The sequence below is a fragment of the Pseudomonas sp. MWU13-3659 genome, assembly GCF_023757525.1.
GTDB classification, from domain to species: Bacteria; Pseudomonadota; Gammaproteobacteria; order Pseudomonadales; family Pseudomonadaceae; genus Aquipseudomonas; species Aquipseudomonas entomophila_E.
On the sequence record NZ_JAMSHW010000003.1, the window covers coordinates 116,366 to 128,772 of the forward strand.

At 65.4% G+C, this 12,407-nt stretch carries 11 protein-coding genes; 1 reads left to right on the top strand and 10 read right to left on the bottom strand.

Features of this window, described 5'->3' with window-relative positions; all coding sequences use genetic code 11:
• Window positions 1-40 precede the first annotated feature (40 nt).
• The 9 genes from NGM28_RS05575 to benA form a co-directional block, all read right to left on the bottom strand.
• The gene (locus NGM28_RS05575) at window positions 41-1,234 is read right to left on the bottom strand and encodes a benzoate/H(+) symporter BenE family transporter (RefSeq protein ID WP_252089023.1); all 1,194 of its coding nucleotides are present in this window, start codon (window positions 1,232-1,234) and stop codon (window positions 41-43) included.
• A gap of 100 nt (window positions 1,235-1,334) precedes the next feature.
• Window positions 1,335-2,249, bottom strand: a complete 915-nt coding sequence (catA, locus tag NGM28_RS05580; RefSeq protein WP_252089024.1) for a catechol 1,2-dioxygenase — start codon at window positions 2,247-2,249, stop codon at window positions 1,335-1,337.
• Between the two features lie 36 nt (window positions 2,250-2,285).
• Window positions 2,286-2,576: a muconolactone Delta-isomerase gene (gene catC / locus NGM28_RS05585; protein WP_252089025.1), complete on the bottom strand. Its 291-nt coding sequence runs from the start codon at window positions 2,574-2,576 to the stop codon at window positions 2,286-2,288.
• Between the two features lie 132 nt (window positions 2,577-2,708).
• On the bottom strand, window positions 2,709-3,833 hold the full coding sequence (locus tag NGM28_RS05590) for a muconate cycloisomerase family protein (protein ID WP_252089026.1): 1,125 nt from the start codon (window positions 3,831-3,833) through the stop codon (window positions 2,709-2,711).
• A 29-nt stretch (window positions 3,834-3,862) separates the two neighbouring features.
• On the bottom strand, window positions 3,863-5,185 hold the full coding sequence (locus tag NGM28_RS05595) for an MFS transporter (protein WP_252089027.1): 1,323 nt from the start codon (window positions 5,183-5,185) through the stop codon (window positions 3,863-3,865).
• 56 nt (window positions 5,186-5,241) lie between these two features.
• Complete coding sequence (locus NGM28_RS05600) at window positions 5,242-6,003, bottom strand: 1,6-dihydroxycyclohexa-2,4-diene-1-carboxylate dehydrogenase (RefSeq protein WP_252089028.1); 762 nt, start codon at window positions 6,001-6,003, stop codon at window positions 5,242-5,244.
• Between the two features lie 206 nt (window positions 6,004-6,209).
• Window positions 6,210-7,220, bottom strand: a complete 1,011-nt coding sequence (benC, locus tag NGM28_RS05605; protein ID WP_252089030.1) for a benzoate 1,2-dioxygenase electron transfer component BenC — start codon at window positions 7,218-7,220, stop codon at window positions 6,210-6,212.
• A 68-nt stretch (window positions 7,221-7,288) separates the two neighbouring features.
• Window positions 7,289-7,774 (bottom strand): benzoate 1,2-dioxygenase small subunit, encoded by a 486-nt coding sequence (benB, locus tag NGM28_RS05610; RefSeq protein ID WP_240065736.1) that lies wholly within the window; start codon window positions 7,772-7,774, stop codon window positions 7,289-7,291.
• Window positions 7,771-9,129, bottom strand: a complete 1,359-nt coding sequence (gene benA / locus NGM28_RS05615; RefSeq protein WP_252089033.1) for a benzoate 1,2-dioxygenase large subunit — start codon at window positions 9,127-9,129, stop codon at window positions 7,771-7,773. The genes benB and benA overlap by 4 nt, the downstream gene beginning before the upstream one ends.
• Before the next feature lie 847 nt (window positions 9,130-9,976).
• On the opposite strand from benA, the gene NGM28_RS05620 reads away from it, so the two are divergent.
• Window positions 9,977-11,041, top strand: coding sequence for a 3-deoxy-7-phosphoheptulonate synthase (locus NGM28_RS05620; RefSeq protein ID WP_252089035.1), 1,065 nt, complete (start codon window positions 9,977-9,979; stop codon window positions 11,039-11,041).
• A gap of 36 nt (window positions 11,042-11,077) precedes the next feature.
• Here the strand turns inward: NGM28_RS05620 and NGM28_RS05625 are convergent, their stop codons facing one another.
• Complete coding sequence (locus NGM28_RS05625) at window positions 11,078-12,403, bottom strand: hypothetical protein (protein WP_252089037.1); 1,326 nt, start codon at window positions 12,401-12,403, stop codon at window positions 11,078-11,080.
• Window positions 12,404-12,407 lie beyond the last annotated feature (4 nt).

Genomic DNA, 12,407 nt, shown 5'->3' on the forward strand with positions numbered 1-12,407 from the left:
TGAAGCGCTGAACCGTGGGGTGATGCCGAAGTGGGCCTCCTTACTTGGCGGTTGCGGCCTGTGGTTGAGGGCGACGCGGGCTGCCCAAGGCATGGGCCAGCAGCCCGAACAACAGCCCCCAGAACGCCGCCGACAAGCCGAGGAAGGCCACGCCCGAGGCCGTGACCAGGAAGGTGAACAACCCGGCGTCGCGTTCGTCGGGGTTGGCCAGGCTGCGTGCCAGGGCCTCGCTGATCGCGCCATACAGCGCAAGGCCGGCGAGCGTGGCCACCAGCGCGGTGGGGAACGCCGCGAACAGTGAAATCAGCGTGGCGCCGGCGATGCCCAGCACCAGGTACAGCACGCTGCCCGCCACCGCGGCCACATAGCGGCGGCGCGGATCTTCATGGGACTCGTGCCCCGTGCACAGGCTGGCGGTGACGGCCGCCAGGTTCAGCCCATGGCAGCCGAACGGCGCAAGCAAGGCGCCCACCACCGCGCTGGCACTGATCAAGGGGCTGGCCGGCGTGCCGTAGCCGGCGTTGCGCAGCACTGCCATGCCCGGCATGAACTGGCCGGTGAGCGCCACCAGCACCAGGGGCAAGGCCAGGTTGAGCGTCGCCAGCAGGCTGAACTGCGGCGCGATCCATTGCGGCGAGGCCAGGGCCAGTACCAGTTCGCCGCCACGAAACTCGCCACTGGCCAGGGTCACCAGCGCGCCGACCGCCAGCACCGCCGCCACCGCATAGCGCGGTTGCGCGCGACGCACCAGCACATAGGTGACGAACATCGCCAGCACCAACAGCGGCTGCACCGGCAACGCGCGAAACACCTCGGAGCCAAAGCTGAACAGGATCCCGGCCTGCAAGCCGGCGGCGATGGAGCCCGGCAGCCGGGCGACCAGGCGGTCGAACGCACCGCTGAGGCCGATCAGCAGCAGTATCAGGTTGGCCACCAGATAAGCGCCCACCGCCTGCGCCAGGCCCAATTGCGGCAAGGCGGTGACCAGCAACGCCGACCCCGGGATCGACCAGGCGATCACCACGGGGGCCCGGTAGCGCAGGCTGAGCAGCAGGCCGAGCGCGCCACTGCCCAGCGACACCGCCCAGACCCACGAGGACAGTTGGGCGTGAGAGAGGCCGCCAGCTTCGGCGGCATGGAAGATGATCACCAAGGGGCCAGCGTAGGAGATCAGCGTGGCGATGCAACCGGCGACCACGGCGGACAGGGAGCAGTCCTTGAACAGGGTTTTCATGGCAGCTCGCTTCTCGATTGAATGAGCAGGATTCCTTGTTCGCCGGCAAGCCGGCCCCTACACGAAACCCTGTAGGAGCCGGCTTGCCGGCGAACCCACCTCAAGCCTGTTGCAGAGCCCGCGGCCGCCCACTACGCTGCTCGGCCTCGCAGCCCTGCGCCTTCTGCAACTGGAAGTCGAACTTGAGCTCGGCAACACGCCCCTGCTCGCCGTCACGAAACACCACCTCCCCCACCAGCTCGTCACGGGTGGCATAGGCGAAGTCGTCCCACAGGTACTGGTCGCCGGACAGGTTGATCTGGGTGGTCAGGTGCCGATGCCCCGGCGCCGAGATGAAGAAGTGGATATGCGCCGGGCGCTGGCCGTGGCGGCCGAGCAAGTCCAGGCATTCCTGGGTCGGCCCCTGCGGATCGCAGCCATACCCCGACGGCACGATGGTGCGTGCGCGGTAGCGGCCGTCCTCGTCGGTGACGATGCGACGACGCAGGTTGTATTCGGACTGGCTCTGGTCGAAGAACGAGTAGGTGCCACGGGTGTTGGCATGCCACAGGTCGACGGTGGCGCCTGGCACCGGCTGGCCGCTGGGGTCGAGCACCTGACCTTCGAGGAACATCACCGTGGCCACGCCCTCCTCGCTGCCATCGTCCATGCGCGCCTGGCCCAGGGCGATCGGCGCCCCGGCCACGTACAACGGGCCTTCGATGGTGCGCGGCGTGCCACCGGTGAGACCAGCCTGCTCGTCCTTGGCGTCCTGCAGCAGGTCGAGGAAATGCTCGATGCCCAGCCCCGCCACCAGCAACCCGGCCTCGCCGCGCCCGCCCAGGCGGTTGAGGTAGTCGACGGCATGCCAGAACTCGTCCTCGCTGATTTCCAGGTCCTCGATCAGCCGCGCGGTGTCCTGCAGCACGCGCTGGACGATGCGCTTGAGGCGCGGATTGCCGTTGTCATTGCCGAAGCCTGCGGCCCCTTCGAAGAATTTCTGGATGTCGGGGGTGTGGGAAATCTTCACGGTCATGATCAGGTACCTCGTGTTGTTCTTGTCGTATGGGGTTCAGCGGTCGTCGGCGTGGATCGACGAGGGGTGACGGCACAGGCCGTCGACCTCGATATCCATGTACGGGAACAGCGGCAACTGCATCAGGGTGTCGTGCAGCGCCTCGACGCTGGGCACGTCGAACACGCTGTAGTTGGCGTAGTGCCCGGCGATGCGCCACAGGTGGCGCCAGGTGCCCTCCTGTTGCAGGCGCTGGGCCAGTGTTTTCTCGTCGGCCTTCAGTTGCGCGGCCTTGGCCGGGTCCATGTCCGGGGGCAACTTCACGGTCATCTTCACGTGGAACAGCATGTGTCTCTCCTTGCGTATGACGTTGATTTGGCTGGGGACCCTGTAGGAGCGGCTTCAGCCGCGAACACCGGCGCGGCCGGTACCATCCACCGCGTCGTCTGCATCGCGGCTGAAGCCGCTCCTGCAAGGGGGTCAACAACCGCGGGCGAAGCGCTTCAATTGCGCTTCGTCCAGGGTCAGGCCCAGGCCGGGCGTGGTCGGTACATGCAGCTGGAAATCGCGATACTGCGGCGGTTCGCAGACAATCTCTTCGGTCAGCAGCAGCGGCCCGAACAGCTCGGTGCCCCAGGTCAGCTGGCGCAGGGTGAGGAAGGCGTGGGCCGAGGCCAGGGTACCGACCGAACCTTCGAGCATGGTCCCGCCGTACAGGGCGATGCCGGCAGCCTCGGCGATCTGCGCGGTGCGCAGCACGGCGCGGGGGCCGCCGTTCTTGGCGATCTTCAGGGCGAAGATGCTTGCCGCACCAATGGCGGCCAGGCTGAAGGCGTCCTCGATGCTTTCGATGGACTCATCCGCCATGATCGGCGCCGGGCTGCGCTGGTTCAGGCGAACCTGGCCGGCGCGGTTGATCCGCGAGATCGGCTGCTCGACCAGGTCGATACCGTTGTCGCCGAGCACCTGGCAGGCGCGGATGGCCTGGGACTCGTCCCAGTACTGGTTGACGTCCACCCGCACACTGGCGCGCTCACCGAGTTCACGCTTGATCGCCAGCACATGCCTGAGGTCCTGCTCCAGCGGGTTGGCGCCGATCTTCAGCTTGAACACGCGGTGGCGACGCACTTCGAGCATGTGCTCGGCCTCGGCGATGTCCCGCGCGGTGTCGCCACTGGCCAAGGTCCAGGCCACCTCCAGGCAGTCGCGCACCCGCCCGCCCAGCAACTCGCTGACCGGCAGCCCCAGGCGCTTGCCCTGGGCATCGAGCAGCGCGCTCTCGATGCCGGACTTGGCGAAGGTGTTGCCCTTGGCCAGCTTGTCCAGCGTGAGCATGGCTGCGTTGATATTGCCTGCTGGCAAGCCGACCAGCGCCGGCGCCAGGTAGGCGTCGATGTTGGCCTTGATCCCTTCCGGGCTTTCGTAGCCGTAGGCCAGGCCACCGATGGTGGTGGCCTCGCCAATGCCCTCGATGCCGTCGCTGCAGCGCAGGCGGATGATCACCAGGGTCTGCTGCTGCATCGTGTGCATGGCCAGCTTGTGCGGGCGAATGGTCGGCAGGTTGACGATGATCGCCTCCAGCCGGTCGATGGTCGGGCTTGTCATGCCAGGCTCCAGTTCAGTCAATGTTCGATTCAGGCCGCAGCAGCCAAGGCGTTGCGCCGGCCGCTGGCCAGGTGCACGGCCATGGCCAGCGCGGCGACCGCGCCGGGGATGGCGAAGGCGATGAAGTTCAGTTGCAGCGGCAGGTTGATGCCCATCAGCGCGCCACCGAGCAGCGGGCCGACGATGGCGCCGTTGCGGCCGATGCCGGAGGCCCAGCCGAGGCCGGTGGAGCGCACCGAAAGGCCATAAAGCTGGGCCGCGCCGGCATACAGCAGGATCTGCGTGCCGATGGTGGTGGCCCCGGCCACGAAGATCAGCAGGTACAGCACCGGCATCGGGCTGTTCACCCCCAGCAGGCTGATCGACAGCGCGGCGGCGAGGAAGAACGCCACCTTGACCTTGACCAGGTTGTAGCGGTCGCCCAGCCAGCCGCCGAAGATCGCCCCGGCCATGCCGCCGAAATTCAGCACCAGCAGGAACGACAGGCTCGAGCCCAGGCTGTAGCCGGCGTTGGCCATCAGCTTGGGCAGCCACGAGCTCAGCGCGTAGACCATCAACAAGCAGCAGAAGAACGCCAGCCACAGGGCCAGGGTGCGCACCGCCAGGCCATCGCGGAACAGTTCCAGCACCGAGGTGCCCTGGCCTTTCCTGTCCTGCGCCAGAAGCTGGTCGTCGGCTTGCACGTCGCAGGTCGGATTGAGGCGCTTGAGCAGCGTGCGAGCCTCTTGCTGGCGACCCTGGCGCACCAGGAAACCGATGGACTCAGGCAGGTAATAGAGAATCACCGGGAGCAGCAGCAAGGGTACGGCGGCGGCGAAGAACATCGACTCCCAGCCGAAACGCGGCAGCAGGAAAATACCGACGCCCGCCGAGAGCATGCCGCCCAGCGAATAGCCGCTGAACATGATCGCCACCAGGGTGCTGCGCAGGCGCTTGGGCGCGTACTCGTTCATCAGCGCCACAGCGTTGGGCATCAGCCCGCCGCAGCCCAAGCCGGCGAAGAAGCGGTAGATGCCGAACTCGCTGGGGCTGCTGGCAAAGCCATTGAGGATGGTGGCCCCGGAGAACAGCGCGAAGCAGATGGCGATGCCCTTCTTGCGCCCGATGCGGTCGGCCAGGCTGCCGAACACCAGGGCGCCGAACATCATGCCGAACAGCGCGTAGCTGCCCAGGGCGCCGGCCTGCAATGGCGTCAGCCCCCATTCCTTCATGATCACCGGCAGCACCACGCCGTAGATGAACAGGTCATAGCCGTCGAAGATCAGCAGCAGGCCGCACCAGGCCATGACCATCCAGTGGAAGGGGGAGAAGCGGGCATTGTCGATGATCGGGTGGACGTCGAGTGTTCGCATGGCATCTGTCTCATTTGTTTTTGTTGTGTGATGAGCAAAGCTTGCCGGGGCGGCCTTCAGCCGAGGTCGCCGCCGCCCACCGGCAGGGTCACGCCGGTGATGTACGAGGCCTCGTCGGAGGCCAGGAAGAGGATCGCGCCGACCTGTTCGTCGAGGCTGCCGTAGCGTTTCATCAGGCTGCTGGCCACGGTCTGGTCGACGATCTGCTGGTACCAGGCCTGCTCCTGCTCGCTCTGCTGGGCTTCGTTACGCGGGATGCGCCGGGGTGGCGCCTCGGTGCCGCCGGGGGCGGTGGCATTGACCCGGATGCCGCGCCCGGCGGTCTCGAACGCCAGGCACGCGGTGAGCGCATTGACGCCGCCCTTGGCCGCGCCGTAGGGCACGCGGTTGACACCCCGGGTGGCGATGGACGAAACGTTGACGATGGCGCCGCTGCCGCGTTCGAGCATGTACGGCAGCGCGGCGTGGCAGCACCACAGGGTGGGGAACAGCGAGCGGCGCACTTCGGCCTCGATTTGCTCGACCTCATAGTGCTCGAAGGGCTTGGCCCAGATCGTGCCGCCGACGTTGTTGATCAGGATGTCGAGGCGGCCGAAGGTGTCCACGGCGTCGGCCATGACCCGGGCGCAGTCGTCGTGGCGCTCAAGATTTGCGGTGAGGGTCAGTACGCCCTCGCCCGCCAGTTCGTGGACCAGCTCGGAGCGGTCCACCGCCACCACCTGCGCGCCTTCGGCCTTGAGCCGCCAGCATACGGCGCGGCCGATGCCCTGGGCGGCGCCGGTGACCAGGGCGACCTTGCCTTGGAATCTTGGATTCATATGTCGTTCTCCATCGCCACACTGTTGAACCTGCTGGCCTCTTCGCGGATGAATCCGCTCCTACAAGGTCCGCGCCAGCCCGGTACCTGCAGGAGCCGGCTTTGCCGGCGAGTGGGCCCGTGCAGTCAACGCAAGACCGTGGCGTTGTTGCATGAGAAAAAAGAGGCCACCCTCACCCGCACGATGCGGGCAGCCCCGTGAAAACCTCAGGCCGCCGCGGCGAACTTCTCGAAGTAGAAGTTGACCGGGCTGATGCCCTGCTCGCGCAGGTACTGGCTGACCGCCTCGACCATCGGCGGCGGCCCGCACAAGTACACGTCCACATCCCCGTCGTTGAGGTGGCCCGGCGCGATGTGCTGGGTCACGTAACCCTTCTGCGGGTACTGGCTGTCGGGGTTGGCCACGCAGGCGCTGAAGGTGAAGTTGGCAATCCGCGCGGCCAGGGCCTGCAGGCGGTCCAGCTCGACCAGGTCGAAGTCGTTGGTGACGCCGTAGATCAGGTGCAGCGGGTGCGCGCTGCCCTGCTCGGCGATCTTCTCCAGCATCGCGGTGAACGGTGCCAGGCCGGTGCCGCCGGCCAGCAGCAACAGCGGGCGCTGGATCGGGCGCAGGTAGAAGCTGCCCAGGGGGCCGGCCAGGGTCATGTTGTCGCCGGCCTTGGCCAGGCCGGTCAGGAAGCTGCTCATCAGTCCCCCTGGCACATTGCGGATCAGGAAGCTGACCTCGCCATCCTTCTGCAACGAGCTGAACGAATAGGCGCGGCTCTGCTCGCTACCCGGCACCTTTAGGTTGACGTACTGGCCCGGCAGGAACGCCAGGCGGCTCAGTGCCTCGCCCTTGATCGACAGGGCAATGGTGCTCGCCGACAGCTGGCGCACGTCGCTGATGGCCGCCTCGAAGCTGGCCTGTTCGGTCTTGCACACCTGCGACGACGCCGGGATGCGCACCACGCAGTCCGACTCGGCGCGCATCTGGCAGGTCAGCACGTAGCCCTCGGCGATCTCGTCCTCGCTCAGGGCGTCCTCGATGAAGTTGTCGCCCAGGTCGTAGCGGCCCGACTCGGCCTTGCACTTGCAGGTGCCGCAGGCGCCGTCGCGACAGTCCAGCGGGATGTTGATGCCCTGGCGGTAGGCGGCGTCGGCCACGGTCTCATGGCCGTCGGCGTCGATGAAGCGGGTGACCCCGTCTTCGAAATTCAGTGCGATCTGGAAGCTCATGTTGCACCTCGCGGGCGAGCCTGCCCGCGGCGCGCCGCAGGGCACGCCGACACAGGCTCGGCCTTGGATCAGATGTGGTAGATGTCGATGACCTGGCGCACGTAGTCGTTCTTCAGCACCACCTTCTTCGCCTTGATCAACGGCTGCTCGCCGCGCAGGTCGAGGGTGTAGAAACTGGTGCCGAAGTAGCTGTCGGTGGTCTTGTAGCGAAAGCTCAGGGTGTGCCAGTTGAAGCGCACCTGGCACGTGCCCTCGCCCACCTCGACGACCTCGATGTTGCTGAGGTTGTGCGAGGTGCGGGTGTCCGGCACGGTGGCGCTGGAGCGCTCGGTCTTGATGCGGAACACCCGGTCTTCCAGGCCGCCACGGTTGCCGTACCAGATCAGCGAGATCTCGCTCTGCGGGTCCTCGGTCAAGCGGTCGTCATCAGCCCAGGACGGCATCCAGAAGGTCGCGTCGCTGGCGTACAGCTCCAGCCACTGGTCCCACTGGGCGTCGTCCAGGTAGCGCGCCTCGCGGTAGAGGAAATCGCGCACGGTGTCATGCAGGCTCATTGCACGGCCTCCACGGGGATCAGTCGGGTTTCCTGTTCCAGGGCCTTGAGCAGGGTGTCCTGCCAGTACTTGTGCTGCAGCACGAACAGCCCTTCGTCCTCGGTGCGCACGCCCGACAGCAGCGGCTTGAGCTCGATCTCGCGGGCCGCCTCGTCGGCGCCCTCGATCCAGTGCTGCGCGCCCCGGGACATGTCGTTCCAGCCGGCGCCCGCGCCATAGCCGGTCTGGCACGAGCGGAACTCCTCCAGGTCGTCCGGGGTGGCCATGCCGCTGACGTTGAAGAAGTCCTCGTACTGGCGGATACGGCTGGCCCGGGCCTCTGGGCTCTCGCCCTTGGGCGCGATGCAGTAGATGGTGATCTCGGTCTTGTTCACCGAGATTGGACGGGCGATGCGGATCTGCGAACTGAACTGGTCCATCAGGTACACGTTCGGGTACAGGCACAGGTTGCGCGAGTTCTCGATCATCCAGTCGGCGCGGGCCTGGCCGAAGTCGGCGGCCAGTTGCTCACGGTGCTCGTAGGCCGGGCGGTCCTCGGGGTTGGCCCAGCGGGTCCACAGCAGCAGGTGGCCGTGGTCGAAGGAGTAGAAGCCGCCGCCCTGCTTGGCCCAGCCACCGGCGCTCATGGTCTTGATCTCGTCGCCCGCCTCGCGCTGCTTGCGCTGGTTCTGGGTGGCGGCGTAGTTCCAGTGCACGGAGCTGACGTGGTAGCCGTCGGCGCCGTTCTCGGCGGTGAGCTTCCAGTTGCCTTCGTAGATGTAGGAGCTTGCGCCGCGCAGCACTTCAAGGCCTTCAGGGGACTGGTCGACGATCATGTCGATGATCTTCGCCGACTCGCCCAGGTGTTCGATCAAAGGCTTTACGTCGGCGTTGAGGCTGCCGAACAGGAAGCCCCGGTACGACTCGAACCGGGCGACCTTGGTCAGGTCGTGGGAGCCGTCGCAGTTGAAGCTGTCGGGGTAGCCGGCGTTGCTCGGGTCCTTGACCTTTAGCAGCTTGCCGCTGTTGTTGAAGGTCCAGCCGTGGAACGGGCAGGTGTAGCTTGCGCGGTTGCCGCGCTTGTGCCGGCAGAGCATCGCGCCGCGGTGGCTGCAGGCGTTGAGGAAGGCATTGAGCACCCCGTCCTTGTTGCGCGCGATGAAGATCGGCTGGCGCCCCATGGTCAGGGTGAGGAAGTCGTTGTTCTCGGGGATCTGGCTTTCATGGGCCAGGTAGATCCAGTTGCCCTCGAAGATGTGCTTCATCTCCAGGTCGAACAGGCGCGGGTCGGTGAACATCTCCCGCTTGCAGCGATAGACGCCCTTCTCCCGGTCATCCTCGAGCAAGGCGTTGAGATAGTCGAATCCCAGGGACATGGCCAGGGCCTCCATTGTTATTGTTCAGGCCGGGTCAGGTTAGGTCCGTGGGTGCAACGCCGATATCCGGTTCCTGCACAGTGCTATCCGTTTTGTGCAGTCATCGCCCACCGCGATCTGTTCGGAATTAACGCCTGCCCCTGTAGGAGCGGCCTTGTGCCGCGAAAGGGCCGCAAAGCGGCCCCGGCGATCTGTGCTCGACACTGAAATCCTGGGGCCGCTACGCAGCCCTTTCGCGGCACAAGGCCGCTCCTACAGGGATCGCGTAAGGCTCGGGGAGGTGGGAATCAGGCGACACGGTGCAAGAGGCAATCACCGCGATAGCAATTACCCATTGAACGCCAATACCAAGGTGCAGTAAGCTCGGGCACATTCACTGGAGAGCAACATGTCGAAACAAACCCGCAACCACGCCAAAACCACCGGTCGCACCGCGCGCCCTGTGCTGGCCGTTGCCGGTCGTAACGCCGTTGCCAGCTTTTATTTTGGGTATTGGTTTAGCCACTAGGCGCCGCTGATACCACACGGCGCCCACCTTCGAGGGGCCGCCGAACATGAGAATACTCAAACCCCCGGTCGGCTCCCCGACCGGGGGTTTTGCTTCTCCAGGCCAACGAAAAACACCGATTCAGACTGAGGACCGATTCATGAACTACGCCAACTACTGCTACGCAAACACCTACACCTGGCGATTTAGCCAATCCCGTTCGGGCCAGCCTGCCGCCTCCGTTCGGTCGATTTCCGGTGGCATTGCCGCACAACAACCCAATTTGACGATCAGTCGAACACCTCGATAGGGCCGACCGCGCGGGCCAGAACCCGCCGTCCGCCCAGGGAAACACACGCCATGCAAGCCACCAACCTCGCCCTGCCCCTGACCCAACCGCAAGCGGCCAACACCACCGTCAGCCAACGCTTGCCCAGCCCGCACCTGCTCAAGCAGCAGATGCCGCTGCCCACCGAACTCGCCCAGCAAGTCCAGGCTCACCGCCAAGCGATCCGCGCCATCCTCGAAGGCCGCGACGAGCGCCTGCTGGTGGTGGTCGGCCCGTGCTCGATCCACGACCCGCGCTCGGCCCTGGAATACGCCGACCGCCTGGCCGCCCTCAGCCGCGAAGTCGACGACAAACTGCTGCTGGTGATGCGCGCCTACGTCGAGAAGCCCCGCACGACCGTGGGCTGGAAAGGCCTGGCCTACGACCCGCACCTGGACGGCAGCGACGACATGCACGCCGGCATCGCCCTGTCCCGCGGCCTGATGCTGAGCATGATCGAGCGCGGCCTGCCAATCGCCACCGAGCTGCTGCAACCGATGGCCGCCGGCTACTTCGACGACCTGCTGGGCTGGGCCGCCATCGGCGCGCGCACCACCGAGTCGCAGATCCACCGCGAGATGGTCAGTGGCCTGGAACTGCCCGTGGGCTTCAAGAACGGCACCGACGGCGGCATCGGCATCGCCTGCGACGCCATGCGCAGCGCCGCCCACCCGCACCGGCATTTCGGTATGGACGCACAGGGCCATCCGGCGATCATCGAGACCCTGGGCAACCCGGACACGCATTTGGTGCTGCGCGGCGGCCACCAGGGCCCGAACTACGACGCCACCAGCATCGCCCAGGCGCGCCAGGGGCTGGCCAAGGCCGGGTTGCAGGCGCGGATCATGGTCGATTGCAGCCACGCCAACAGCGGCAAGGACCCGGCGCGCCAGCCGGCGGTGTTCGAGGAGGTGCTGGCGCAGCGGTTGGGCGGGGATCGCTCGATTGTCGGGGTGATGCTCGAAGGTCACCTGTTCGACGGCTGCCAGGCGCTGGGCAAGGGGGCGTTGAAGTATGGGGTGTCGATTACCGATGGGTGCTTGGGGTGGGACAGCACCGAACACTTGCTGCGCCGAGCGACTGAGGCACTTTGCTGAGCAACGGCAAAGGTGCCAGGCTCTCCCGGCACCCTTTCATGGCGTTTCCTGATCCTGCGGCAGGTATGTCACCAGCGCGCCACCCGGTGCGGCAGGGCTCAAACGCAACACGGGCAGATAATGCTGTGTTTCATCGACATACTGGCGTTGAAACTTTTTGGCGCCGACCAGCCCGTTCGACCCTGACAATACCGCGTCACTGTAGATGAAAGCCTCCATAGGCAATTGCGCGGGGACATTCTGCGGCCAGGCTCTGAGCATCAGTTCATTCCAGCCATAGCCATCCCGTACACCTGGCTGCCGGCGCACATCGGCGGCCACCTGGAACGCTTGCTGGTCGGTGCCGAAGGAGCACGAGGTATGTGGCGTGCCTTGATAACGTGCCAGCCAACTGGCAACACTGCTGACACCCAACGATGCGCAGGTAGAGCGGAACGAACAGACATTGCGATTGAGCCGGGTACCGGCATCGAACGGATACGCACAGAGCAGTGGAATGGGCGTGTTCACCGGATAACCGGACGCAAACAGGATGAACCCTTGTGCCTTGTAGGTCCTGATGTTGGCGGTGTCATGGGCGAAATAGCTGAACGACACCCCTTGTTGGTTGGTGAAGTCGGTCGGCACTGGGTTCCAGGCTTTGTACTGGTCGTTGTCCACAGTGCGCACCCAGACGCCTTTGCAGTAATAGCGAGGGCGCCCATCAGGACAAGCCTGTGCTGTTTCGGCATAGCGCGTGTTGATCGTCTTGGCCACCTCGTAACCATTGTAAAGCTGCTCGCGCTGATCAAAGCCGAAGCGGGTGTCACCCTCGCCAACGCTGAAGCGCAACACCGATATCCATTGGCCGGTAGCCTGGAACCAGGCCAACTGGCTACGTTGGGCGCGTAGCAGAGCGCCAGGGCGCCCAGTCAGGTAGTAGATAGCCTGAACAGGCAACTGGTCAGGCCTGGAATCATCCCAGTACCACAACCGGATCTCATTTCCGGCTCGGCCAACTACCTGCAAGGGCTTGCTGATGGCTGCCGCCGTCAAACCATCGTGCAAGATGTAGCCATTGGTTTCCTGCTGACTCACCAGCATGCCGTTTGCGCTCAGCAGGAAAAAACGCTCGTAACCGCTAGCCTGCGCCTGCGCATCATGCCGCCAGAACTCACGCGGATGGGCATCAGGCATGGGGCGCATCAACACACCGCTGCACGCTTCTATTTCCTGGTCTCCCAGGCATCGATCAACTGTTGCCGCCACTCGCTGGTTGAGCACAACAGCGGTTTCCTGCCCGGTCATCGCCAGCACGAGTGGGGTGAAGAATGCACAGACCAGCAGCAACACAAAATGACGTGAGGGATTCGTCAGGTACATGCCT